General features: G+C 59.2%; 21 protein-coding genes. 16 read left to right on the top strand and 5 right to left on the bottom strand.

Annotation, left to right across the window (positions count from 1 at the left end):
* Positions 1–167 precede the first annotated feature (167 nt).
* Together ACYVRZ_RS12240 and ACYVRZ_RS12235 are read left to right on the top strand one after the other, a co-directional pair.
* The gene (locus tag ACYVRZ_RS12240; RefSeq protein ID WP_461227245.1) at positions 168–986 is read left to right on the top strand and encodes a hypothetical protein; all 819 of its coding nucleotides are present in this window, start codon (positions 168–170) and stop codon (positions 984–986) included.
* Between the two features lie 88 nt (positions 987–1,074).
* Complete coding sequence (locus tag ACYVRZ_RS12235; protein ID WP_461227243.1) at positions 1,075–1,527, top strand: hypothetical protein; 453 nt, start codon at positions 1,075–1,077, stop codon at positions 1,525–1,527.
* 322 nt (positions 1,528–1,849) lie between these two features.
* Here ACYVRZ_RS12235 and ACYVRZ_RS12230 read toward each other — a convergent pair whose 3' ends face one another.
* A complete protein-coding gene (locus ACYVRZ_RS12230; RefSeq protein ID WP_461227242.1) occupies positions 1,850–2,608 on the bottom strand; it encodes a hypothetical protein in 759 nt (252 codons plus the stop codon).
* A gap of 641 nt (positions 2,609–3,249) precedes the next feature.
* On the opposite strand from ACYVRZ_RS12230, the gene ACYVRZ_RS12225 reads away from it, so the two are divergent.
* The 6 genes from ACYVRZ_RS12225 (at position 3,250) to ACYVRZ_RS12200 (ending at position 10,039) form a co-directional block, all read left to right on the top strand.
* Complete coding sequence (locus tag ACYVRZ_RS12225) at positions 3,250–4,476, top strand: hypothetical protein (protein WP_461227240.1); 1,227 nt, start codon at positions 3,250–3,252, stop codon at positions 4,474–4,476.
* A gap of 245 nt (positions 4,477–4,721) precedes the next feature.
* A complete protein-coding gene (locus ACYVRZ_RS12220; protein ID WP_461227238.1) occupies positions 4,722–5,330 on the top strand; it encodes a hypothetical protein in 609 nt (202 codons plus the stop codon).
* A 2-nt stretch (positions 5,331–5,332) separates the two neighbouring features.
* The gene (locus ACYVRZ_RS12215) at positions 5,333–6,052 is read left to right on the top strand and encodes a Panacea domain-containing protein (protein WP_461227236.1); all 720 of its coding nucleotides are present in this window, start codon (positions 5,333–5,335) and stop codon (positions 6,050–6,052) included.
* Between the two features lie 209 nt (positions 6,053–6,261).
* Positions 6,262–7,890 carry a MucBP domain-containing protein gene (locus ACYVRZ_RS12210; RefSeq protein ID WP_461227234.1) on the top strand — a complete coding sequence of 543 codons (1,629 nt, stop codon included), beginning with the start codon at positions 6,262–6,264 and terminating at the stop codon, positions 7,888–7,890.
* A 249-nt stretch (positions 7,891–8,139) separates the two neighbouring features.
* Positions 8,140–9,441, top strand: coding sequence for an AAA family ATPase (locus tag ACYVRZ_RS12205; RefSeq protein ID WP_461227232.1), 1,302 nt, complete (start codon positions 8,140–8,142; stop codon positions 9,439–9,441).
* Complete coding sequence (locus ACYVRZ_RS12200; protein ID WP_461227230.1) at positions 9,398–10,039, top strand: RloB family protein; 642 nt, start codon at positions 9,398–9,400, stop codon at positions 10,037–10,039. The genes ACYVRZ_RS12205 and ACYVRZ_RS12200 overlap by 44 nt, the downstream gene beginning before the upstream one ends.
* Before the next feature lie 80 nt (positions 10,040–10,119).
* On the opposite strand, the gene ACYVRZ_RS12195 is transcribed toward ACYVRZ_RS12200, so the two are convergent.
* Together ACYVRZ_RS12195 and ACYVRZ_RS12190 are read right to left on the bottom strand one after the other, a co-directional pair.
* A complete protein-coding gene (locus tag ACYVRZ_RS12195) occupies positions 10,120–10,287 on the bottom strand; it encodes a hypothetical protein (RefSeq protein ID WP_461227228.1) in 168 nt (55 codons plus the stop codon).
* Positions 10,288–10,564: 277 nt separating this feature from the next.
* Positions 10,565–11,422: a helix-turn-helix transcriptional regulator gene (locus ACYVRZ_RS12190; protein WP_461227226.1), complete on the bottom strand. Its 858-nt coding sequence runs from the start codon at positions 11,420–11,422 to the stop codon at positions 10,565–10,567.
* Between the two features lie 813 nt (positions 11,423–12,235).
* On the opposite strand from ACYVRZ_RS12190, the gene gmd reads away from it, so the two are divergent.
* From gmd to ACYVRZ_RS12150, 8 genes are all read left to right on the top strand, one after another.
* Positions 12,236–13,288, top strand: a complete 1,053-nt coding sequence (gene gmd, locus ACYVRZ_RS12185; protein ID WP_461227224.1) for a GDP-mannose 4,6-dehydratase — start codon at positions 12,236–12,238, stop codon at positions 13,286–13,288.
* Positions 13,289–13,333: 45 nt separating this feature from the next.
* Positions 13,334–14,278: a GDP-L-fucose synthase family protein gene (locus tag ACYVRZ_RS12180; protein WP_461227222.1), complete on the top strand. Its 945-nt coding sequence runs from the start codon at positions 13,334–13,336 to the stop codon at positions 14,276–14,278.
* A 456-nt stretch (positions 14,279–14,734) separates the two neighbouring features.
* Positions 14,735–16,075, top strand: a complete 1,341-nt coding sequence (locus ACYVRZ_RS12175; protein ID WP_461227220.1) for a sugar phosphate nucleotidyltransferase — start codon at positions 14,735–14,737, stop codon at positions 16,073–16,075.
* Positions 16,072–17,760: a phospho-sugar mutase gene (locus tag ACYVRZ_RS12170; protein ID WP_461227218.1), complete on the top strand. Its 1,689-nt coding sequence runs from the start codon at positions 16,072–16,074 to the stop codon at positions 17,758–17,760. The genes ACYVRZ_RS12175 and ACYVRZ_RS12170 overlap by 4 nt, the downstream gene beginning before the upstream one ends.
* Positions 17,761–17,908: 148 nt before the next feature.
* A complete protein-coding gene (locus ACYVRZ_RS12165) occupies positions 17,909–18,847 on the top strand; it encodes a macro domain-containing protein (RefSeq protein WP_461227216.1) in 939 nt (312 codons plus the stop codon).
* Complete coding sequence (locus ACYVRZ_RS12160) at positions 18,844–19,896, top strand: DarT ssDNA thymidine ADP-ribosyltransferase family protein (protein ID WP_461227214.1); 1,053 nt, start codon at positions 18,844–18,846, stop codon at positions 19,894–19,896. The genes ACYVRZ_RS12165 and ACYVRZ_RS12160 overlap by 4 nt, the downstream gene beginning before the upstream one ends.
* Before the next feature lie 74 nt (positions 19,897–19,970).
* Complete coding sequence (locus tag ACYVRZ_RS12155; RefSeq protein WP_461227213.1) at positions 19,971–21,257, top strand: LCP family glycopolymer transferase; 1,287 nt, start codon at positions 19,971–19,973, stop codon at positions 21,255–21,257.
* A 768-nt stretch (positions 21,258–22,025) separates the two neighbouring features.
* Positions 22,026–22,535, top strand: a complete 510-nt coding sequence (locus ACYVRZ_RS12150) for a GNAT family N-acetyltransferase (RefSeq protein ID WP_461227211.1) — start codon at positions 22,026–22,028, stop codon at positions 22,533–22,535.
* A 177-nt stretch (positions 22,536–22,712) separates the two neighbouring features.
* Here ACYVRZ_RS12150 and ACYVRZ_RS12145 read toward each other — a convergent pair whose 3' ends face one another.
* Together ACYVRZ_RS12145 and ACYVRZ_RS12140 are read right to left on the bottom strand one after the other, a co-directional pair.
* A complete protein-coding gene (locus ACYVRZ_RS12145) occupies positions 22,713–23,471 on the bottom strand; it encodes a CpsD/CapB family tyrosine-protein kinase (protein WP_461227209.1) in 759 nt (252 codons plus the stop codon).
* Between the two features lie 2 nt (positions 23,472–23,473).
* Positions 23,474–24,202 (bottom strand): YveK family protein, encoded by a 729-nt coding sequence (locus ACYVRZ_RS12140; protein WP_461227207.1) that lies wholly within the window; start codon positions 24,200–24,202, stop codon positions 23,474–23,476.
* Between the last annotated feature and the right edge of the window lie 262 nt (positions 24,203–24,464).

The following is a 24,464-nucleotide window of genomic DNA, read 5'->3' as shown; positions in this document are numbered from 1 at the left end:
GCAACACTCGCAGAACTCATGCCGTTCAAGTAGGCAGTGACAGCCTTGATACGAAAATCTAAGTCGAATTTGACCATAATAAAACCCCCAGATTTGGATTGTTGTCCAAACTTGGGGGTTCACATCATAGCGGGTATGTTTTTTATATAAAGATATGAGGAACAAAAATGATGGAATATATATATCACTACACAACGATTGACGCTCTTGAACAGATTTTGAAAAGTAGAAAATTTCGACTAAGCTCACTAGCGGAAGTAGACGACACCACTGAGCAAAAGACAAAAGGCTTCGGAAGTTTTGGACGTTTTCTATATGTGAGTTCTTGGACAAGCATCGCAGATGAACGTGCTTGGATGTGGCATGAGTACTCGGACATCTCCGAAGGTATTCGACTTGGTATTAATAAGCCGCTCTTTAGGTCGATTACTGGGCGTAGGCATATTCCTAAATCAGATGTTCAGGTTAATTTTATTGAAGGTGCTACAGAGTACGAATCACGAACTGAGGGGATTTCCGAAGTTGAAAAGAAGTTTGGCGTAACTTTTATGACGAGGCAATGTGAGTTTTACCCGGTAACCTATACAGACAACAAGGTACTTTTGGATGGAAATATTACAAATAATATCCATGAGTCAGGGCTTACTCTTGATTGGTCTTTAGTAGGTCGCTTTAAGGATAGAAAAATCTGGGCTTTCCAAGAGGAACTACGGTATTCGTTACTATTGCTTCCTTTCACCTTCGATCAGTTAGTTGATTATAATGAAGACCGGACTATCCTCGAAAGAATGAAAATGCTTAGATACGATAACACAATCCCATGTCGAAACTTTGACTTACCCATTAACCCTGACGCTCTCGAGAGCCTATCTATTACAACTTCGCCCCTGATTTCTCAGGAGAATTTTGAACGAATGAAAAATCTTGTACAAAAATATTGCCCATCTGCACAGCTTTTTAGGAGTAAACTAATTTTAAAAAAATAGATAGTGTTCTCGTTCTCCCGAAGTACTCAACTTTCTATTTCCGTCTAAAATTTTGAAATCTCACTTCGATGTCTTGAGGGTATTCGGCATGAAACAAAAATTTGTAGTTAACTTACTGTCCGACGAGGTTTTTTGGAATGGAACAATAGACCACGTCAAAGAATACTTTAACGAATTTCCAAATAACCTTTACTTTCGTGGATATCACATCACGACATTGACAGAAAAGAGTGTAGAGGATATTCGTTCCGGATCGGGGCTTCTCACCCTAGAAAACAGCATCAAGAACTCTTGTCTAGGGGAGTTCATCAAGAGTCATGAAATTGAGATTTCCTTTGAAGACTGTTATGTGCGTTTCAACGGAGTGACAATTTGCGACAAAGATTCGCTTCAATCTTCATGTATATCAGAAAAACATCTTTACCTAAGACTATTTGGACAAGATAAAGAGCTAAATTTCTTTAGCTTTATTCCGGAAAACCCAATTAATATGAACTATTCTTGTATTAATAGATATCCCGAGGTACTTTACGATATTTAAAAAACAATTGAAAGTCGACAAATGAAGTGCTGCCTGACATCTGACTGGATTGATTGCGTTCAGCATTACATTGTAGTCGCCGATATTCCGCTAAATTCGATTGAACGTCTAGGAGTCTACAAAGATTTGACGCTTCAAAACATACTTGCTTTTATGCAGCAGCGTGATGGTGCGAACAGCCCAACACACCATGACATAATCTACCTAAATTCTCAGATTAATATACCGCCGGATGAAATTGTTACAGTTTGTCAACTATAGTATTGTGTTTCCAATAATCCACTTCTAGTGAGTAATTGGACTAATTCTCTGGTGCGAGCCATTAGCTTAAGGTTTGCACCTCCCGCATTTCCATCGTCATAAACTCCGGCCGCACAACGTCAACCCCAACAACCTGCTCCCGCGCTTCATCGATCAGGTAGTTCACCAGGTAGAACCGATTTGCGGTCACCAGCTCCAGCTGCCGCCCGGCCTCGGCCAGGAGAATCATCCGCTCGGGATCGCCGGCCGGCGCCGCTGACGACGCCCTCTCGTCTCCGGTCGTACTCTCATCCCCGGCCGTGTCAGCGCCGTCGTTCCCGGCCGCCACGGCCGCGGTCGCGCCCTTCGCGTCCAACTCTAAGGCCACTTCATGCGTGGTGCCACTTGCACCTTCCGCGGTCCCCTCGGTCCCGGTCCCGTCGTCCGTCTCCTCCTGCACCTCATCCCCATTGAGGAACGCCAGCCGGAACAGGTAGTTCTTCGGCCGCCCCGCCTTGGGATTGCCCGAGAAGTTGCGGACTGCGGTTGCGTAGTTTTTCACCAAGAACAGCGTCGTCTCGCCGTTGTCCTCGTAGCTGAACAGCAGGTACTCCCACGACCGCGCCTGCAGGATGCGGCGGTAGCTGACGCCCGGGTAGTCCTGGATGGCCTGGGCGACGTGGGAGTCGATGAAGTTGCTGCGCATCCAGACCAAAGACGCGCTGACGGTCAGCGTCTGCGCCAGCCGCTTACGCTCGGCCAGGTAGGCGGCGTAGCCTGCGGTGATGCCTGCGACAATTTGTGATCCGAGTTGGCTTGGCAGTTGGTAGAATTGTGACATGTTCAACACCTCCGAATTGTTGTGAAAAAGGTTCAGGCTGCCCCTTGCAGCCGGCAGGACATGTGGCGGCCTGGCGGTGGCGAGGGGTTTTGCTTGTCGGCACCGTCACTGTGGCGGCCCTATACTTGTAAGACAACAATTTGCGCCAAAAGCGCTAGGGGTTTACGGGAAAAAGTTGGAAAAATCGTGCCAAAGAACGTGGCGACGGCCGCTCCGGCGAGTGAGCGGCGGCCTCGGCCCCCTCTCTGGATAAAATTAAAACGTTCCACGTTCCACGCGCCACCTGCCGCCACCCGACGATGACTAAAATCAAAACGTTACGCCACCCACGATCCGTCGCCGACACCGCGTTCAAAAATAAAAACGTTGATTGCCCCCGAGCATCCGTAATTAAAACGTTGTTCCCTAGCCAGACGCTCCCCTCGCCACGCAGTCCGGTCCAATTGTGGCCCAATTAAAACATTCCTCTGCCGCGAGCCGCCGCCCTGCAGCCGCCGTAATTAAAACGTTGCTTTTTCCAACCTTTTTAAAATAAAAACATTCCGGTTCCATCCCACCGCCGCAACTCGCCGCTCCCGGTTCCCCTCGCTTCGCTCGGGTGTTACACTGAAACTCCGCGCATTGGCGGCAAGGAGGGGACCATGGCACAGACAGGAAGAAGGCCGCGGCGGCTGGCCGACATCACCTATTCGGCCAAGCAGCGGGAGGCGATTCTGGCGACGATGACTGCGGCGCAGCGAGCGGCTTACGCGGCGACGCTTCAGCTGAGCTTCTCCGATCGCGTGATGAACCGCATTTTCACCGCCGCCCCGGACTGGCGCTTCGTCGGCATTCGCGTCGACTACGGCTGGGCCGACCGCCACCGCCATCCCGAGCGGTCGGCCAACCTGCGCTGCGTCTGCGGCCGGCCGCTGCGCTACCAGTACCAGCTGGTGTCCGTTGACGGGAAGAACACGCACGTGGCGCTTGGCTCGCAACATTTTGCCCAGCACCTCGGCATTCCCGCCGGCGTCGCCCAGGAGGTCTTCGGCCACTTCAACCGGGTGCAGCGCGAGATGGACGCGATGCTGGCGCGGTTCCGCAACGGCACCCGCTTCCCCCGCAGGAAAAATCGCTGGACCATCGCCCAGAGTCCGGCCTTTGCTGCTGTTACAACGGTCGCGGCCCGGCGCCTCGTGATCTGCGCTTCGGCCGACCTGCCGCTGACCGACCGCGACCTGGCCCGGCTGGACGCCTTGATCGCCGAGCTGCAGGCGGCCGGCAAGCTGCCGGCGATTGAGAAAACGTCGACGAGCGGCAAAGGGGCGAGGGCTGGCAAGCAGTTAGCGACCGGCAAGGCGGCAACGAGCGGCAAGGCGGCGGCGACCGGAAAAATGGCAGCGCCTGGGAAGCAGCCCGTGACCGGCAAAAACTCGGCATCTGGGAAGCAGCCGGTGACCGGTAACCTGCCGGCAGATGCGGCCTCATCCACTCCCGATGCGACCTCACCAACGCTCGCGGCGCCGCACCGCCGCAAGCGCCGCAGCCGCCGGGCGGCCCAGGACGCGGTGGCGATGACAATGGCGGATCTGCAGGGCAAGGTGTGGCAAGGCGGCCGGCGAACGGGTTCGCGGTCCGGTTCGCGGTCTAGTTCGCCGGCCAGTTCGCGGCCCGGCTCGCGGCCCAATTCGCCGACCAGTTCGCAGTCCGGTTCTCGACCAGGCGGCAATCGCGGCGGTATCCGCGGCGGTTCGCCGGCGGCCGCGATGAAGCCCGAGCCGCGCGGCACCAATCGCAGCGGGAGCTGGTTGTCCTCACCGCAGCTCGGCCCCACCCGCGGCGGTGAGGCGGCCAAGGACCTGCCGCGGCCACGCACCGACGCAGACTGACGGCACGACCGAGGCAGACGGACTCACGACGGCACGACTGACGCAGACAGACGCACGACGAAGCGGTCGTCGCTTGGACAATGGTCCGAGCGGCGGCCGCTTTTTGGCGAGGCACGGTGTGTCTTTTTCGTCATTGAAGTGGTTTGATTCTTGAGTTGACGCGGTTTTACTTGTCGAAGCGGAGCTTGACTATACGGCTAACACCAAATTCGGTATAATCTGCTGAAAGGATGGGGGAACTTGACGTGAACGAATCAGATTGCTTGGTTGTGATTCGCCGGTACTTGGACGAACTTGAGAGACTACACGTTGCTTTTTCTCAGAGTTTTTTTGCCCATGACGACGTTTTTGCGTTCAATCTTCACAAAACAACGGTTAGTGAGATGCACGCGAACCGGCAGATGCTGACGACAATGATGAGTTATCGCAGTGAGCTGAACGACTCGATTCAGCTACGGGCTGCCTTGGTGCAACTGATGTTCACAAGTACCGCTAGTTTTTCGTTCAACTACCGAATTAAGCTTGAGCACTCAATGATGTTGAAAATGGGCTGGTATGACCGGAAGCGCGAATCATTCAATGTTCAGAAATCATTCAACGATCTGTTAGGGGCACGACTAATCATTCCAAGTTTTCGCAAACATGAGTTGGCAATTCTCGACTATTTCAAGTCGAAGGAAGATAATATGATTAGGCGGCCGTACATTCGGGAGGAATTCTCGTACCATGGTCTGCACCTGTCCTTGAGCTCTACTAACTTTGAATTTCCTTGGGAATTGCAAATTTGGGACACTGCGGATCGGGAAGTTAACTTTAAGGCGCATGCACGACACGAAGCGAGAAAGGAGGAGTAGGCATGACCTATGTTCATTTAATTGCACTAAACAAAACAGATGGCCAAGGCTCTGGCTATCACTTTGCCTCAACTGATACGCAAGCGATTGTTCAGCGTCAAACGGCGGTGCTTGAAGCAATTCAAGATGAGTCCGAGCGTTCTTCGCTGAGTTTTCAGTACATTCCAACAGATTCATCTTCGTATGAGTCGGTGGTTGCCTACAATTCTTATTTCAATCAGTTCCAGGTGACGGATGATCTTAGTGAATTCATTGAGAATCTTCATGCTGTTCAGACACCAGACGCAGTTGACGTTGCTTGCTACCTTGACCGCCAGTATCACTTCACCAGCTTCACCTTGCAAAAGTTGCTGTATTACACTTACGCCGAATATTTGGTCAAGTATCGGACGCAGCCGTTTCGGGCGAGCTTCGTTGCCTTTGACAATGGTCCGGTTGACCGAGACGTTTACCGAATGCGCAAGTATGAACGTGACTCGATGAGTAGCAATTTTGCCTTCGAGGAAAAATTTCTCGGAACCAAGCGCGGCGTGATGTTACTGGAGGTTATGGATCGGGTACTTGAAAGCTATGCTGACCAGTTTCGAGAAATGGGACTGGAGGAGGCTAATTTGACCCACGGGCAAGGGACGCCTTGGTCCGTCGCCTACGCCTCGGGACAAAACACACCGATAACTGATGATGTAATTTTGACCCACCATGCGGCCGAAACATTAGCATAGTTGCAACAATCTTTAGGAACCGGCTTCTGATGTAATTTGTCAGGACCGGTTTTTGTCTGTCTTCACAAGTGATTTAGCGTCGTGGCTCCTCTCTCACGGTCAGTCTTGGCCGAGCGGCGGCCGCTTTTTGGCGAGGCACCATTTTTGCGCCGGCGAAACCCGCTTCTCTATACTGGGAGTTGCAAGGCAAACCCAAAGGAGGAGTTCTCATGACACATCGCGCAACCACAACCACGCGCCGCCTGGTGACCACCGGGGCGGCGGCCGTCCTGCTGCTGGGGCCAGTGTTCGGCGCCACGCCGGCGGTGGCCGCAAGCGGCCGGACTACGACCGCGGCGACCGCTACAACGGGAAAAACGACTGCGGCCCCGTCGGCCAAGGCGGGCGCCACTCCGGCAGCCACCTCGGCGGCAACGTCGGCTAAGACCGAGGCGTCAGCGTCAACCACGGCCCCGGCCACTTCGAAGGCCGCGACAGCCGCCACCACTTCGGCGTCAGCCGCCACCCGGGCCGAGCAGCTCGGCACTCTGCAGGTCACCTTCCGCGACAAGGCGAGCGGCGCCACGCTGCCGGAGATGACCGCGGTCGGCACGGCCACCGTGACTGGGGAAAATGGTACCGCCTGGATCGACGCGGCGGCGGGACAGTTCACGACCCAGTTCACCGCCGATATCACGCCGCAGCTGCCGGCCGGGTACCGGCTGCTGCCGCTGAGCGAGCAGGAAGGGGCCGAGTACGACTCGCTGCTTTTCGTCGCCGGCGAGACCCACACCGCCCAGCTGTACGTGGCGGCGACCACGGCGACGGTGGCGGTGAGCTACGTCGACGCAGCGACCGAGGCCACCGTCGGGGAAGGCATTCAGGTCACCGGGACGATTGGCGACCCGTTCGACCTTTTTGCCCAGGCCATCACCGCCGGCATTCCCGCCGGCTACCGGCGCGACGCCACGCGGCCGGCCACCGGTCCCGCCGCGTTCGGCGACGCGCAGCCGGCCGTCGTCTACGTCACGCCGCTGACCGACGTGACGATCCCAATCTACTACCGCGACACGACGACCGATGCGCTAATTAAAACATTCGAGTTGACCGACCAGTACGACACGGAGTTCGCGACCCGCTCGGCGGAAATTGGCGAGAACGTGCCGGTCGGCTACACGATCGACCAGACCCGGCTCCCCGAGCAGCTGCCGCTGTATTTCGGCGACCCGAGCGTCACCAGCCTGACGTTTTACGTGAGCAAGCTGGCCGACGTGACGATTCCGATCTACTACCGCGACACGACGACCAACGCGCTGATCAAAACGCTGAAGCTGACGGACGCCTACGACACGGAGTTTGCGACCCGCTCGGCGGAAATCGGCGAGAACGTGCCGGCCGGCTACACGATCGACCAAACCCGGCTGCCCGAACAGTTACCGATGTACTTCGGCGACCCGGCGGTGACCAGCCTGACCTTCTACCTGGTCAAAACCGCGACCGGCGGCGGGGATGGCAGCGGCTCGGGTTCCGGGGAGAACGGGAACGGTGGCGAGTCCGAGAATGGCAGCGACGGTTCCGAGTCCGGTTCTGGGGACAACGGCGGCTCCGGCAGCGGCAACGGCTCGGGAGCGGGGCAACCCGGCGGCGCCAGTAGCCAAGGCAGCAGCCGGGACGACGCCACTAGCCCAAGCGGGACAGCCAGCGGCGCCGCCGCTCAAGGCGAGGACGACGCTCAGCCGGCTGCCCTCCCGCAAACCGGTACCGTCACCGCGGCCCCGGCCGTGGCCGCCCTCGGCACGATTGCCGTGGTGGCCAGCCTGATCGGGCTGGTTGGAAGCTGGCGGCGGCAGCGACTTTAGGCAACCCGGGATTGTAACGCGATGACACAAAGATGCCCCTCAACCGCGAACGTGGCGGGTGAGGGGCATTTTCGTGTGTTCGAGGAATCGAATCGGTGGAACCCAGTCGGATGCTCCTCTGACCGAATCAGTGAGCCGACGCGATGAATCGAGCTGCTTGATGATAAATCACGGATTTACGTGAAGAAACGTGTGAACTTTTCAGACCTAGGTTATACTGGAGACACGACGACCGGTAGGAGGGATGACATGCTGATTGATTTCACGGTAAGCAACTTCAAGTCGATTTATCAACCGATGACGCTGTCAGCGGAGACCGGGGCCAGGCTGACGCGGCACAAAGCGGCCAATACGCTGACTGAGAATAATGTGTCGCTTCTGAAGAATCTAGTGATTGTCGGCCCCAATGGCTCAGGCAAAACCACGCTGATTGACGCACTGCGGCGATTCCAGACGCTGGTGCTCGACAACACCCAACGGGTGACCGACACGTTGCCGTACAGCCCGTTTCGGCTGCGGGTGGCGGCCAATCAGGAGCCGACCACGCTGGCGGTGACGTTCAATGTCGGTAAGCAAACGTTTGGCTACGAGCTGGCCTACTGTGCGGATCGCGTCACCCACGAGCGACTGGATTGGGTTACTGGGACCAAGCGCGAGACCTATTTTGAGCGACGCGAGCAGAACTTTGTGGTGTTGCCGAACGGCGCCGCCGACTTGGCTCGGGAGACGCGGCCGAACGCGCTACTGCTGTTCAACGCGCAGCAGCGCAACGACGCGATGGCGACGCAGGTTTTCCGCTGGTTTCAGACCGAGCTGGTGTTTTTTGACGCCGAACGGGCAGAGCTGAGCACGTCACTGCTGGACCTAGTGCGGCAAGACAAAGTCCGAGCCACACTGTTGCGCTTCTTGCGCTTCGCGGATTTCAACATTGTGGGGATGCAGGTGCGTGAGGTGCCGCGCGTTTCTGCGGCCATTCTTGCACATTTTCAGCAGGCCGGGGTCGACACCAGTCGGTTGGAAGGCACCCGCCAGCAGCTCTACACGCTGCACAAACGCTACTCGGCGGCCGGTGACGTGATCGACACGGTCGAGCTGCCGCTGAGCGATGAGTCGCGCGGCACCCAGAAAATCTTCCTGATTGCACTATCCATCATTCAGGCTCAGCTGAGCGGTAGCGGCCGGACGCTGCTGTTCGACGAGTTTGATGACTCGCTACACCTTGAGCTGTCCCGGGCCCTGATTCAGATTTTCAACTCGCCGCAAAATCGCAATCAGTTCATTTTGACGACGCACGAACTGCAGCTGTTGGATGAGAACTTGCGAACGGATCAGCTCTACCTCATGACCAAGGACTTCCGCGGTCAAAGCACGTTGGCCTCAATTTTCGACTTCAAGGACGCGCGTAATCTCGGCCGCAACGACATCGGATTCATGCGCCGCTACATGGAGGGCCGCTTCGGGGCAATGCCGCAGCTCTCCGTTGCGGACATGTTGGCGACGCTGACAGATGTTGCAGACACTCACGCGGGAGGGACCGGCGATGGTGCGTAAGTCACGGGGATTGAAGCTCAAGCCGTTGATTGCCGTATACTGCGAAGGAGCTTCGGAAGAATCGTATTTCAAAATGTGTCGGCAAAGGCAACACGCGGCCAACGTGTTGACGGAGAAGCTAAAGATTGAAAGCCTCGACCGCGGCGGCCTGGCGCTTCTGAGGGCGGCCAAGGCCAAACGCGACAGTTTGACTGGTCGCAGTAGAGTCGATCAGACATACGTGGTACTGGACCGCGATGCCATGACGGCGCGTGAGTTGCGTCAATGTGAGCGATTCGCGACAGAGAATCGGTTGACGATGATTCTCTCAAGCACCAACTTCGACGTCTGGATTCTGATGCACTTCGAGCCGGTGCGACGAGCCTATACAAAGCTGGCGCTGAACCGACGCCTGTCCGGCCCCAAGTTCTTCGGTCGCGACTACGCTCAGTTCAAGGGTGGTGATTACGCCGACTATCACTTGGACGATCGCATCAAGCAGGCGCTGGCTCGAGCGGCCGAGCTGAGGAACGCGACAGATGAGCCGTGGTACCAGCGTGATCCGTATACGGACATGGACCGGCGGCTGCCCGAGATCTTTGGGACGACGGACTGGTGATGCCTGATTGAAAAATGCCTCTCAACCACGCTGTTTGTGGTTGAGAGGCATTGATTGTCTAGGGCAATATCGAATCGGCGTCACTCGGCCGCCAATTTTTCAATTGCGGCGTAGACCTGCTGATTCTGTAAGATGGTGCCGAGCGACTGATACACGTCGGCCTCGGTCAGTGTTGGCTCAATCGTGTCTGGCGTGTGACTTGCGAGGAAGTCACGCGCCTCGTCCGTGATTGTGAACTCAAATGGCATAAGCTCGCCTCCTGTTCGCTTACTAGACCTCAATCTCCGGGGTGTGCGATTAAGGCATCGTGACGGTAAAGGTCAAGGGCAGGGTGTTGGGGTTCAGCCATAAGTGTGTGAACGCGAAAGCCACGCATGTCACCCGCCTCGAACGTATGCCTTTGGAGAATTGCCTGAATCAGCACGTGTAGCTGAAGCTCGGAAAGGTTGTAGAGTTTGACGTATTTTTGAGTATTGGTCATGGCTTAATTATATCTGCCGCGGCGCTTGGCTGGCAACTTCCGCCTCACCACCGCTTCCGGTACTCCCGCCCGGAGACGCCTTCGACCTGCTTGAAGACCCGGGCGAAGTAGGCCGTGTCGGTGAAGCCACAGGCCGTGGCAATCGCCGCCACCGAGCGGTCGGTGAAGCGCAGCTGCTGCTTGGCCGCGGTGATGCGCCGCTCCTGGAGGTACTGGTTGATCGAGACGCCGTAAGCGGCCTTGAACAGCCGCGTCAGGTAGTACTTGTTGATGTAAAAACGCGCGGCGAGGGCGTCCAGGGTGATGCGCTGCGGGTAGTGGCTGTCGAGAAAGTCGCGAACCGCCGCGACCTGCTGCTGCTTGTCGCCTTTTTGGCGGTGCTCGGGGTGCCAGCTTTCGGCCATCAGGCAGGTCATCAGATCGGCCAGCCGGGCGTTGATCGCCATGTCGCGAACGTAGGCGGGTTCCCGGGCGGTGCGGTCCAGCCGCGTCCAGGCCGCCGTCAGCGCCTGCGGGTCGTGGGGGTGAAACACCGGGGCCCCGCCGCGTTCCAGGTATTTTTGGTAAATCGTCGGCATCGCGCGGCCGGCGAAGTGGCACCACGACAGCTGCCAGAGGTCGGCCGAGCTCTCCTGGTAGTACGAGTGGCGGCAGTCGATGAACACGCAGTCGCCTGCAACCACGGCGTAGGTGCGGCCGGCGTAGCCCAGCGTTCCCGAGCCCTGGGTCACGATGAAAAAGAGATAGGAGGTCAGGTCCTCTCTGGCGCTTCTGTGCGGCGCCAGCGCGGTCAGGCGGCCGCATTCCTGCAGGTACAAGAGGCTGGACTTGGCGAAGTCGGACGGCGTGTAAAGCAGGCGGTCGGCGTCAACGACCGGACCGGTGGTGGGGGTGATGGGCATGGTGAAGGCTCCTTAGGCTGGAATTGGAAGCTGGCAAAAAACGCGAACTCTCGGGGAACACACAACTAATTTGGCTGAACCTGCCGGCACTAATTGCAGGCTGGCGGGGGTGCGAACACAGTCAACGCCGCTGTGGTGCAAGATTATCCTGACGCGACAGCGCGTTTTCAAGAAACTACTGTGTCTCAAAGCTTTTCTATCAAATCAATTCAGCCAATATTATACAACTTTTCCCCAATATCCCCCAACTCAACCGGCGAATGGGCTGTCATAATGGATACAATCATTAGAGCTGGGTGCTATGCGGCAACGCCTAACCTGAGGAAAGGATTGCCTCGTCGCCAGTGTTATGACGTATCTAAAAATAAACGCCCCGTCTGCAATTGCATGAAGCGGTCTTAGTAGATGAATTAACGACCATGTAGGGCGGAGGCGCGAACGTACCATTGCTGGAGGCGGAGGGCCGGGGCGAGCCAGCGTGAAATTGCTGTTAGCCGGCCGATCTTGCCGGCTTACAGCAAGGGCGGGTCTTGAGACCGGAACGGGCTCAAGAGAGCCCCACGCGTTCCGCCGCCCCGGTCCGGAGCCGGAAGTAGTGGTGCGTCCGGGCCGCAGCCCGGATTTTCAGATGCGACCTAAGCTACCCGTCCCGCTAACCCCGCCGCATCCACCCTCTAAACGGGTTCCACCGCGCAACGCGGGAACGCCTAGCTACGCACTAGCCCCGAGGCAAGGACCGCCTCGCCGCTAGCGCTAGGCTATGCGTCCCGCTAAATACGCGTGGTTCCACCCTCTCAATCAAAGGAGACCAACATGACCAAAATCGCACTGATCACCGGCATCACCGGCCAAGACGGCTCGTACCTGGCGGAATTTCTGCTGGGCAAGGGCTACGAAGTTCACGGCATTCACCGGCGGTCGTCCATTTCCAACACCGGCCGCATCGACCACCTGCTCGAGGCCGGGAGCATCACGCTGCACGACGGCGACCTGTCCGATTCCTCGGGTTTGATCCGGATCATCGGTGAGGTTCGCCCCGACGAGATCTACAATCTCGCGGCGCAATCGCACGTCCAGGTGTCCTTCGATGTGCCGGAATATTCCGGCGACGTCGACGCGCTGGGGGTGTTGCGCATCCTCGAGGCCGTTCGCATCTGCGGCCTGGCCGATCACACCCGCATCTACCAGGCGTCGACCTCCGAGCTGTACGGCAAGGTCGAAGAGGTGCCGCAGCGTGAGACCACGCCGTTTCACCCTTACAGCCCATACGCGGTGGCCAAGCAGTACGGGTTTTGGATCGTCAAGGAGTACCGCGACGCCTACCACATGTTCGCCGTCAACGGCATTTTGTTCAACCACGAGTCCGAGCGTCGCGGGGAGAATTTTGTCACGCGCAAAATCACGCTGGCGGCCGGCCGCATCGCGGAAGGGCTGCAGGACCACTTAGAGCTTGGCAACATGGACTCCCTGCGCGACTGGGGTTACGCCAAGGATTACGTCCAGTGCATGTGGCTGATCCTCCAGCAGGACAAGCCTGACGATTTCGTCATTGCCACCGGCGAGCAGCACACGGTGCGTGACTTCACGGAGAAAACGTTCGCGGAGAACGGCATGACCATCCGCTGGGAAGGCGAAGGCGTGGCCGAGAAGGGCTACGACGCGGCGTCCGGCAAGCTGCTGGTCGCGGTCAACCCGCAGTGGTTCCGCCCGACGGATGTCGACAACCTCTGGGGCGACCCGACCAAGGCCAAAACGGTGCTGGGCTGGGATCCGCAGCAGACCAGCTACGCCGAGCTGGTCCACATCATGGCCCAGCACGACCGCCAGCTCGCCAAGCGTGAGGCGGCCTTCAAGGCCCTGCAGTAGCCGCGATTATCAATTACTCAATAACGGAAAGAAGCTATTAAAACAATGATGGAAAAAGATGCCAAGATTTACGTCGCCGGTCACCGCGGGATGGTGGGCTCCGCCATCGTGCGTGAGCTCAAGCGCCAGGGCTACACCAACCTGATCACCCGCACCCATGCGGAGCTTGACCTGCAGCGCCAGGCCGACGTAGAGGCGTTTTTCGCCGCCGAGAAGCCGGATTACGTGTTCCTGGCCGCGGCCAAGGTCGGCGGCATCGTCGCCAACCAAGAGGCGCTGGCCGACTTCATGTACGACAACATGATCATGCAGATGAATGTGATTCACGAAGCATGGCGGAACAACGTGAAGAAGCTCGAGTTCCTGGGCTCCAGCTGCATCTACCCGCGCTTGGCGCCGCAGCCGATTCAGGAGAGCTCGCTTTTGACCAGCTCGCTTGAGCAGACCAACGAGGCCTACGCCTTGGCCAAGATCTCCGGCCTGAAGTACTGCGAGTACCTCAACCGCCAGTACGGCACGGATTACATCTCCGTGATGCCGACCAACCTGTACGGGCCCAACGACAATTACCACCCGACCCACTCGCACGTGCTACCGGCCCTGATTCGCCGCTTCCACGAGGCCAAGGTGCAAGGCAAAACGACGGTCACCTGCTGGGGCGACGGCAGCCCGTTGCGCGAGTTCATGTACGTCGACGACCTGGCCGACCTCTGCGTGTTCCTGATGAACCACTACTCCGGCAACGAGACGGTCAACGCCGGCACCGGCAAGGAGCTGACCATCAAGGAACTGACCGAGAAGGTGGCCAAGATCATCGGCTACACCGGCGCCATCGAATGGGACACCTCCAAGCCGAACGGCACCCCGCGCAAGCTGCTGGACGTCTCCAAGGCGGCCGGCCTGGGCTGGACCTACAAGACGGAGCTTGACGACGGCATCCGCCTGGCCTACGAGGACTTCCTGGCCAACCCGATGCGAGCGGAACGGTAGAGGGCAGAGCCGAGCGACTTTAGCGGAACGGGTTGCCTAGCACTGGTGCTTGGGGCCTGCACCTGGCCCCGAGTGCCAGCGCGTCGCAAGCCGCCTCCGCGTTGCGCGGCGTCGCCCGGTTCGGTAAGCGAGCCGCGCAGCACGACCTTAGCGGGACCGTGGCAGCCGCCGTGCGGCGTTCACCGCAACCCAAGCGGCGTGGCTTGAAGGCGCAATCTCGCCTTCGCCGCAATCACGCCGCCTGGATTATTTCCCGGGAAATTGCCCGGGACTTGCCCGGCAGGCAGCAACCGCCACCGGCGTCACCCATGTGGGATGGGCGGCGCCGGTCGCGGCACGATAGACAGGCATGACTGGACCGCCGCGGGTTGTACCGCGGCGGCCTTGCGTTAGTTGCGCCGAACACGGCGCGATCAGGTGTTGGGCAGTGCCAACGCCGTCACATTTGGGGGAAATATGCAGATTATTTTACTATCCGGAGGCTCCGGGCAGCGGCTGTGGCCGCTGTCCAACAACGTTCGCTCCAAGCAGTTCATCGACTTGCTCAAAAGTCCGAGCGGCGAGTACGAGTCGATGGTGCAGCGGGTCTACCGCCAGATTCGCACGGTCGATCCCGAGGCGGCGGTGACCATCGCCACCGCCAAGTCGCAAGTGTCGACGATTCACCACCAGCTCGGCGACGCCGTCGGGCTGTCGGTCGAGCCGTGCCGCCGGGACACGTTCCCGGCCATCGCGCTGGCCGCGGCCTACCTGCACGACGTCAAGGGCATCGCGGCGACCGAGCCGATTGCGGTGTGTCCGGTCGATCCTTACGTGGCCGACAGCTACTTCCAAGGGGTCGCCGACCTCGCCGCCCGGGCCGCGGTCAGTCCCGCCAACCTGGTGCTGATGGGGATTGCGCCGACCTACCCGAGCGAGAAGTACGGCTACATCATCCCGGCGACGCGCGGCCAGGTCAGCGCCGTGAAGACCTTCAAGGAGAAGCCGGATGCGGCCACGGCCGCCGCCTACCTCAAGCAAGGGGCCCTGTGGAACGGCGGGATTTTCGCCTTTAAGCTCGGCTACCTGATCGATCGGGCCCATGAGCTGATCGAGTTTGCCGATTACCAGGACCTGCTGGCCAAGTATGCCGATTTGGAGAAAATCAGCTTCGACTACGCGGTGGTTGAGCACGAGCCCAACATCGAGGTGATGCGCTACGCCGGCGAGTGGAAGGACCTCGGCACCTGGAACACGCTGACTGAGGCGATGGACGAGCCCAGCGTCGGCAAGGCGATGATGAGCGACTCCTGTGACAATGTTCACGTGATCAACGACCTGGATGTGCCGATTCTGGCGATGGGGCTACAGAACGTCGTGATCTCGGCCAGCCCCGAGGGCATTTTGGTCGCGGACAAAGCGCAAAGCAGCTACATCAAGCCCTTCGTCGACCGCATCGACCAGCAGGTGATGTTCGCCGAGAAATCCTGGGGGAGCTTCCGGGTGCTGGACGTGTCCGACGGCGGCATGACGCTGCGGGTGACGCTGAATCCCGGCCACCACATGAACTACCACAGCCACGTTCACCGCGACGAGGTCTGGACGGTGCTTCAGGGTCGCGGCTGGACCGTGATCGACGGGGCGGTGCGAGCGGTGCGGCCCGGCGACGTGGTTCGCCTGCCGGCCGGCTCGCGTCACACGATCATCGCCGAAACCGAGCTGCGCGTGATCGAGGTGCAGACCGGCGAGTCGATCAGCGTTCAAGACAAGCACAAGTACGACTTTGATTTTGACACCATGCGGGAGGTACGGGGATGAACGAGATGCAGCGTTACCAGGACTGGCGGCGACACGCGACGGCCGATCCGGACCTAATCGATGAGCTCGAGGCGATGGCGGCCGATCCGGCGGCGATCGAGGACGCGTTTTACCGCGACCTGGCGTTCGGTACCGGCGGCCTTCGCGGCACGATCGGCGCCGGCACTAACCGGATGAACGTCTACACGGTGGCCAAGGCTTCCCAGGGGCTGGCGGATTACATCGTGGCCAACTTCGCCCCGGCCGCTCGCAGCATCGCCGTGTCGCGCGACTCGCGCCACAAGTCCGATCTGTTCGCGGAGGTCGCGGCCCGGGTGTTCGCCGCCAACGGCATCACGGTGTGGCGCTACGAGCAGATCGCGCCGACGCCGATGCTGAGCTTCGCCACCCGCCAGCTGCACTGTGCGGCCGGCATCATGGTGACGGCCAGCCACAACCCGGCCAAGTACAACGGCTACAAGGTGTACGGCCCGGACGGCTGCCAGATCACCACGGCGGCGGCCGCAACGATTCTCGATTGCATCGAACGGCTGGCGATTTTTGACGATGTGAAAATGCTCCCGCTGGCCGCGGCCGAGCAGGCGGGGCTGATTCGCCCGATACCCGCGACGGTGTTCGATGACTTCGTCGCCGCCGTTCACGGCACCTCGCAGCTCGCCGCCGGCACGGCCATCGACCGCGCGGTGTCGATCGTCTACTCGCCGCTCAACGGCACGGGGCTGGTGCCGGTGACCCGGACGCTGCGGGAGGCCGGCTTCACCGACCTCTTCGTCGTGCCGGAGCAAGCGCAGCCGGACGGGGATTTTCCCACCTGCCCGTTCCCCAACCCGGAGATCGAGGCGGCGATGGCCTTGGGTATCCAATACGCCAAGGCTCGCGGCGCCGAGCTGGTCTTAGCCAACGACCCGGACTGCGACCGCGTCGGCACCGCGGTGCGTGAGGCCGACGGCAGCTACCGGCTACTGTCCGGCAACGAGATGGGGATGCTGCTTTTGGATTACATCTGCGCCCGGCGCGTCGAGAACGGCACGATGCCGGCGCAGCCCGAGCTGGTCAAGACCATCGTCACCATCGACATGGCCGATCGCATCGCCGCGCATTACGGCGTGACCACGGTCAACCTGCTGACCGGCTTCAAGTTCATCGGCGAGGAAATCGGCCGGCTCGAGGCCGCGGGACGCGAGAGCGACTACCTGTTTGGCTTCGAGGAGAGCTACGGCTACCTCAGCGGCACCTACGTCCGGGACAAGGACGGCGTCAACGCCAGCTTCCTGATCTGCGAGATGTTCGCCTACTACAAGACCCGCGGCATCACGCTGGCGGCCAAGCTCGCCGCGCTTTACCGCGACTACGGCTACTGCCTGAACACGTTGCATTCATTCGAGTTCGACGGGGCGGCCGGTTTTGCCAAAATGCAGACGATCATGGCCGCGTTCCGCCAAGGAGTCGCCGACTTCGGTGGGGAGCAGGTGGCGAGCGTCGCCGACTACCTGCCGGGGCTTGACGGCCTGCCGCAAGCCGACGTGCTGAAGTTCACGCTGGCGACCACCGGCTCCGTGGTGGTGCGGCCCAGCGGCACCGAGCCCAAGCTGAAGGTCTACGTCTCCGTCAGCGCGGCCGACCAAGCGGCCGCCGCCGCCCGGGAGGCCGCGATCGTCGCCGGGCTTGGCGGGTATTTCGCCTAATGCTACAAGCTCATTAAACAACTGCGAGCCCGAGTGTAAGGCTCGTTTTCCTTTCTCGTGCGGCGAAGTCTCGCGTCATCGTAGGGCAAAGGAAATTCTGGTATAATGCAACTAAATGATTGTCACAACACGGAAGGGAGCTTCGAGAATGTTAATTTACGTTAAGTCGAATCTATTCGAGAGTCCCGCTCAAGTGTTAGTCAACACGGTCAATACGGTTGGCGTCATGGGGAAGGGGATCGCCCTGCAGTTCAAGAAACTTTACCCCGAGATGTTCAGGCAGTATCAGCGATTCTGCGAACAGGGACTGCTGACCGTCGGCAAGTTGTGGATTTACCGAACAGAAACCAAGTGGATTTTGAATTTTCCAACGAAGCGGAGCTGGCGGCAAAAATCGCGCCTCGAAGACATTGAACTTGGCCTTCAAAAATTCGTCGCGACGTATGAGGCTCAAGGTATTCAGTCCATCTCGTTTCCACAGCTAGGGGTCGGCAACGGTGGTCTTGAGTGGTCCCGGCAGGTGAAGCCGTTGATGGAGAAGTACCTAAAAAGACTGCCTATCGACGTGTACATTCATCTGTACAACGCCAAGCAAAATCCACCGGAATACGACACGATTCAGGAAATGCGAGATTGGTTGGACGCAACGCCGCGGATGTTGAGCATTCAGGAGTTCGAAGCCGAACTTGTTCAGCGCTTGATAGCACCTGAAAGTGAGGATTTGGCTGTCAAAATTGAACCGAGTGCCTTGGTGCAGGCGCGTGAACCCGGCGAGCGGTTCCTGACGGTTGGTGACGAGGTGCATGGGTACATGCTCGCCAAAGAGGACATTGCTGCCTTCTGGACGACGTTGCGTGAGCGCGGCCGGGTTCTGCCGACGGATTATCCGCAGCCGGTCGCCCAACAGAACCAGCAGAGGTCTTTCGAGGCGATGATGACGCGGCTGCCTTACATTCAGAGTCAGGCAATTATTCTGGATAAGATTGGTGGCACAAGGGCGTTGACACTTGACCGCCGCGAGCTGCCGGCTCAGCCGGTTAATCAAGAGGCAGAATCTGGCCTAACACCAGTGAAGGTCGTTTCATGACAAGCTATCAGGAAATTGTCAAACGGCTGGTAGATGGCCAAATACCGACATCATTAACACCTCGGCAGCAGCGCGTGTGGCCACGCTTCGCTTATCATTTCACAGACATCAACAACGCCGTCAGCATTCTGAAGGATGGTAGATTGTATTCGCGTGAGGAAGCACAGCGGCGTGGTCAGATGCGCAACGACAACGCGAGCCGCGATGTCATTGATCAGACAACGGCAGACGTGGCCGGTATGGTGAGGCTGTATTTTCGGCCGCTAACGCCAACTCAGTTTCACAATGAGGGCTTCAAACCACGTGCCAAGCGGTCGTCGCTTAACGCGGATTGTCCGGTGCCTGTGTTCTTCTTATTTGATCTACCGGAGTTGCTCGCGCAGCCCAATGTTCAGTTCAGCGCTTCGACACTGGCGAGACATCCTGAACCACGGCTTCATAGCGGGGCAGCGGATTTTGCCAACTTGCCTTTTGCACTAATTTTTCATAACGGGGCGATTGGACCTAACGAGGACACGTCGGCTATCGTTGGTAGTCGTCAGGCCGAGATTGTCACCCCCGACACGTTGAATCTACACTTGCTTAGGCATATTGTCGTGCGGTCGAATGCGGAGAAGGTGACGCTGCTCACCCTACTGCATGATGACGGAGAGTACGGCTACGATGCGCTCATCACAGATGCGGAAGCTGATTTGTTCTACAAAGATCGCAGTTTTGTTGAGCAAGTGGCGTTGACTTCATGTGGTGTGTCGATTCAGAGTCAAACGAACCTGGCCTTTCCCACTGAGTGGCAGACAAGCGATGGCCACGACATACGATATGCACCCGAGTCAGCAACACCAGAAAGTTTTCTAGACGTGCAGGTGGGCTTCAAGTTACCGTCAGGACGTGTCTACAAGTGGCCAGCAGACCATCGACACGCGTTGTTGACCCCACGAATTCGACTCTCTTTCGAGACGCCTTGGCCGCAATATGAGATGATGATTCGAATTGATAATCATATTGCTTTTCGCGGCTCGTACCACGATGATGATGATTTACCGTTCTGAACAAAAGTGAGATTGAGGGGGGGCGGCCGTAGGTGGAAGTCAGCACTAAGCGCCGCGGCTGGAGAAAGATGACGATGAAATCCGATAAAACACCGGCCGCCGGCGTCGACGACCCAAGCCTGGCCGCCCCGACCGACCACAGCCGTCGGCACCGGTGGCGCCGCAAGCAGGCCGGCACCGACTCAACAGCCGGCGCCGGTTTAGCAACTGCGGCCGACTCCGCGGTCGGCGCCGCGCCAGCAACCGCTGCCGGCCCGGCAACCGTTTCCGCTACTGCCGCGGCCGGCCGCCCGGCCTCGCGTCGCAAGCGCCGCCGCGTCTGGCCCTGGGTGCTGGCGGCCGTGCTGCTGGTGCTGGCCGTGGCCGGCGCCGTGGTCGGTCGCACCGCCTGGAACCTGTATCACTCGGTCCAGACCACCACGGCTCGCACCTACACGCCGCTGAAGCGGCAGAGCAAGGAAGCGGCCGCGGCGGCTGAGACGGCGATCACCAAGCGCCGGCCGATCAGCATTTTGCTGCTGGGCACCGACACCGGGGCCCTGGGTCGCACCGAGGCGCGTGGCCGCACCGACTCGATGATCCTGGTCACCATCGACCCCAAGCGCGAGACCACCACGATGGTCAGCATTCCGCGCGACACGATGAGCCAGATGATCGGCTATTACGGGGTCAATATTCAAAAAATTAACGCCGCTTACAGCATCGGCGCCACGGACATGACCGTCGACTCGGTGTCGGCGCTGCTCAACGTGCCGGTGCAGCACTACGCGATGGTCAACATGGGCGGCCTGGAAAAAGTGATCGATGCGGTCGGCGGCGTCGACGTCACCGTGCCGTTCACCTTCACCGATGACGACGGGCACCATTTTCCCAAGGGGCCGATGCACCTGAACGGCAGCCTGGCGCTGGCCTACGTGCGGATGCGCCACGAGGATCCCCGCGGCGATTACGGCCGCACCGAACGCCAGCGCCAGGTGATCACCGGCATCCTGAAGGCGGCGCCGAGCTTCCAGAGCCTGAGCAACTTCAAGGCCCTGATGGCGCAGGTCCAGGACAATTTTCGCTCGAGCCTGAGCTTCGAAGACATGGTCGCGCTGTTCACGCATTACCGCGCCGCGGCCAACCACATCAAGCAAGACCACCTGCAGGGCGTCGGCTGCTACCTGAACGGCTCGTCCTACCAGATCGCCCCGACCAAGGAGCTGCAGCGCGTCTCAGACGAGCTACGAACTAGCATGGGCTTGGCCAAGGCCACCCTGCACAACGAGGAGACGCGCCAAAACGCGCTGAACTCGGACTTTGACTGGACCGGTGCCTACGAAACAGGCTACAAGGTCTACGGTGCCGACCGGGTGAACTGACGGTCTGACGTGGCTGGACGGCCGCTGGCGGATGCCGCGAGCCATTCGCTGCTAATAACATGTGAGAGAGGCGCGACCACCACGGTGGTTGCGCCTTTTTGCTGGCGTTTTTCCGCTTGCCGGGTTCGCTTAAACCGCGATGGGCCGGGATCCGGAGCCGTTCTTGTGGACGTGAGTCAAATTAGTTGACACTAAATTGGTCCGGTGTTAAGCTACGATCGAATGATTGTTCAAGTGTGGGGAGGTCGCTGCGGCCGCAGCGACCGGACTTCTACCGCACAGGCGGGAATGGCGGGGGCATAAGCATCCCCAGTACCGCCGTCCATGCCAAGTCGAACCTGACTTTAGACGTGTGCGTTTTCGTGCAACGGATCCCATCTGCGGGACCGAATACCAGGACGAGCGCCGCCACCCACCGGCTGCTGGCTCAGCTTCCTACTCGCTTCGAACTTGGCTGCGAGGTAGCTGCGGAAGCCTGAGGACCGATGGCTTGTTCCACTGTGCCGTCAACCGGGCCACCCGGCGACGGCACCTTCAACCGCGATTCCAACCAGGAAGAAGACTGAGGCCGCCGCGTGAGCCTGCGCGGTGGCTTCAGCGCGGCCTGCGAAAGAAAGTAACCCGCGGCACCGAGTCTGCCGCGATTATTGAACGCGAAGGTGTTCACCGCTGCCGCGGTGAACGGCTTTTTTGGCGTCACGCGGCGGTTGACAGCCGACCGGGAGTGGCGTAACCTACACCCCAACACGCAACACGGGAGGTGGCGCGATGACGCTGAAGCTCAAGCCCTTGAGCCTGGCCGACAGCCGGGCCGAGTACGACTTTTTCCAAACCATGCCGGAACAAAACGGCTTCGAGGTGCCGTACCGTGGCCTGAGCTACGCCGAATTCACCGCCACGGCGATTCCGCAGCGGCTGGCGGCCGCGGCCGGGCAGAAGCTTTCGGCCGGCTACGTCCCCGACACCTACTTCTTCCTGTGGGACGACGCGCAGCTGGTCGGGCTGTTCAAGGTTCGCCATCGCCTCAACGCCTTTTTGCGCCAAGGCAGCGGCCACATCGGTTACGGCATCCTGCCGGATTGGCGGGGCCGCGGTTACGCGACGCGTGGTCTCGCGCTGGCGCTGACCGAGTGCCGGCGCCTGATGCCGCCGCGCGAAATCGAGATTTACCTGTCCTGCCTGACCACCAACGCGGCGTCGCTTGCGGCGATGCTGGCCAACGGCGGCCGGGTGGTGGCGACACAAGCCGGCGAGCATCACGTGCGAATCGCGCGGTGAAGGGGCGACCGCCCCGCTGGTTTTGCCATCAGGTGGCGGAACCTGCAGCCGCGGCGAGTGAAGCCCGTCAATCTGGGCGGGTGTCGACCCTCCGCCTCGTGCGATAAGTTAATTAATTCCATCAAAAAAGTGGTGCCGCCCCATCGGGTGACACCACTTTTTGGCGTTCATAGGCCGTTATTTGCCGTGTTTCTTGCCGTCGTTGTTGTAGTAGGCATCGTAGTAGTAGCCGTAGCGGTTCTGCCGGACGCTTGCCGGGACGCGATTCATCACCACGCCGATGATGTTGGCGTTGACCTGGTCCAGCAGGGACTTGGCCTCCATCACCATCGATTTTTGCGCAATCCCGTAAGGCACCACTAGCACCGTCGCGTCGGCGCGGGAGCCCAGAACCTGGGCGTCGGTGACGGAAATCACCGGCGGCGCGTCGAGGATGACGAGGTCGAAGGCGTTGGTCAGGCCCTTCAGCAGGCGGGTCATGCGCTTGGACGCCAGCAACTCGGAGGGGTTCGGCGGAATCGGGCCGCACGGCAGAATCGTCAGGTTCTCGATTTCGGTCTGGCGGCAGGCGCGTTGCAGCTTCTCGTTATCCTCTTCACCGGTCAGCAGGTCGACCAGGCCGAAGTTGTTTTGGATGCCGAAGGTCGCGTGAACCGTCGGCCGGCGCATGTCGGTGTCCAGAAGAATCGTGCGTAGACCCTGCTTGGCGAAGGTCGCCGCGATGTTGCCGGAGACGGTCGACTTGCCCTCGCTGGGGCCGGCCGAGGTGATGAGCAGCGTGTGGATCGGGTCATCGGCCTTGGCGTACAAAATATTGGTGCGAAGGGTTTTGTACTCTTCGGACACGCGCGACATCGGCGCGTAATCGGTAATCAAGGCTACGCCGTGCAGCAGGGAGTCCTGGGAGGCATCATGCTTATGCTTGAACAGTTTCATGCTTACTTCCTCCTTGTCTGACCGCGCCGGTCGCCCAGCACCATGTCCTTGGGCTCAATCTCGCTGATCGTGCCGAGCAGCGGCAGCTGCAGCTGATCCTTGATGTAGTCCGTGCTCTTGACGGTTTTGTCGGTCAGGTCGCGGATGAACGCAAGCAAGACGCCGAGCACCAGGCCGGCGAGCAGACCGACCGCCAAGTTGATCTTTGGCCGCGGGCTGACCGGAGCCTTTTGGAGCTGGCCCTTGGACACGATCGAGACGTTCTTGGCGTTGCTCATGATCTTGGTGATCTTGGACTTGAAGACGCCGACGACCTCGTTGACGATCGCCCGGGCCAGGTACGGGTTATCCGCGGTGGCCGTGACCTTGACGACCTGTGAGTTCTCGTTGTTGGACAGCGAGATTGCGCTGGACAGGTTGCTGCTCGGCACGAAGCCGTTGGCATTCAGGTTCTTTTTGGCCTGATCCATCACCACGTTTTGGGTGATGATGTCCTTGTAGGTGTTGATCATCTGCAGGTCGGTCTGAATCTGGTTGTACTGCATGGCCGCGTTGCTCGAGTCCTTCTGATTGACCAGAATCAGGGATGAGGATTGGTACTGCGGGGTCATGACAAAATAGGTGACGCCAGCCGCCACGATGCCGCCGAGACCCGCCATCACGATAATCATGATGACGTGCTTCTTGAGCGTGGCGAAAATCTGGCTCAGGTTGATTACATCGTCGTCCACGAAAGCCTCCAAAAAGTGTGTGTGTGGCGCCCATAGCCGGGTCGCCTTGCGTCAAACGGCGCAACGGTTGGGTTGCGCAAGGTTTTTTGAGTTTTGGTCAGTATGTAAAAAAATACCTCCCCAAAGGTATCGGAAACCCCAAGCCTCGGTGATCGCCAGCCGCGCCGACGTGCAGAGCCGCCGCGGTTGGCCCCAAGTGACGGGCTAATTCCCGAAATCCGGACCACCGATACAAAACATTATCTTACCATTAATACGCGTC

The organism is Lacticaseibacillus suihuaensis (assembly GCF_054785075.1).
Note: the sequence above shows the minus strand (reverse complement) of the source record. Positions and strands in the feature narration are given on the sequence as shown.

Coding starts and splice junctions, on each gene's coding strand:
- ACYVRZ_RS12230 (WP_461227242.1), bottom strand. CDS start 2,608: ATGTCACAATTCTACCAACTGCCAAGCCAACTCGGATCACAAATTGTC.
- ACYVRZ_RS12215 (WP_461227236.1), top strand. CDS start 5,333: ATGACCTATGTTCATTTAATTGCACTAAACAAAACAGATGGCCAAGGC.
- ACYVRZ_RS12195 (WP_461227228.1), bottom strand. CDS start 10,287: ATGCCATTTGAGTTCACAATCACGGACGAGGCGCGTGACTTCCTCGCA.
- ACYVRZ_RS12150 (WP_461227211.1), top strand. CDS start 22,026: ATGACGCTGAAGCTCAAGCCCTTGAGCCTGGCCGACAGCCGGGCCGAG.
- ACYVRZ_RS12240 (WP_461227245.1), top strand. CDS start 168: ATGATGGAATATATATATCACTACACAACGATTGACGCTCTTGAACAG.
- ACYVRZ_RS12205 (WP_461227232.1), top strand. CDS start 8,140: ATGCTGATTGATTTCACGGTAAGCAACTTCAAGTCGATTTATCAACCG.
- ACYVRZ_RS12200 (WP_461227230.1), top strand. CDS start 9,398: ATGTTGCAGACACTCACGCGGGAGGGACCGGCGATGGTGCGTAAGTCA.
- gmd (WP_461227224.1), top strand. CDS start 12,236: ATGACCAAAATCGCACTGATCACCGGCATCACCGGCCAAGACGGCTCG.
- ACYVRZ_RS12145 (WP_461227209.1), bottom strand. CDS start 23,471: ATGAAACTGTTCAAGCATAAGCATGATGCCTCCCAGGACTCCCTGCTG.
- ACYVRZ_RS12190 (WP_461227226.1), bottom strand. CDS start 11,422: ATGCCCATCACCCCCACCACCGGTCCGGTCGTTGACGCCGACCGCCTG.
- ACYVRZ_RS12175 (WP_461227220.1), top strand. CDS start 14,735: ATGCAGATTATTTTACTATCCGGAGGCTCCGGGCAGCGGCTGTGGCCG.
- ACYVRZ_RS12170 (WP_461227218.1), top strand. CDS start 16,072: ATGAACGAGATGCAGCGTTACCAGGACTGGCGGCGACACGCGACGGCC.
- ACYVRZ_RS12210 (WP_461227234.1), top strand. CDS start 6,262: ATGACACATCGCGCAACCACAACCACGCGCCGCCTGGTGACCACCGGG.
- ACYVRZ_RS12225 (WP_461227240.1), top strand. CDS start 3,250: ATGGCACAGACAGGAAGAAGGCCGCGGCGGCTGGCCGACATCACCTAT.
- ACYVRZ_RS12155 (WP_461227213.1), top strand. CDS start 19,971: ATGAAATCCGATAAAACACCGGCCGCCGGCGTCGACGACCCAAGCCTG.
- ACYVRZ_RS12235 (WP_461227243.1), top strand. CDS start 1,075: ATGAAACAAAAATTTGTAGTTAACTTACTGTCCGACGAGGTTTTTTGG.
- ACYVRZ_RS12165 (WP_461227216.1), top strand. CDS start 17,909: ATGTTAATTTACGTTAAGTCGAATCTATTCGAGAGTCCCGCTCAAGTG.
- ACYVRZ_RS12180 (WP_461227222.1), top strand. CDS start 13,334: ATGATGGAAAAAGATGCCAAGATTTACGTCGCCGGTCACCGCGGGATG.
- ACYVRZ_RS12160 (WP_461227214.1), top strand. CDS start 18,844: ATGACAAGCTATCAGGAAATTGTCAAACGGCTGGTAGATGGCCAAATA.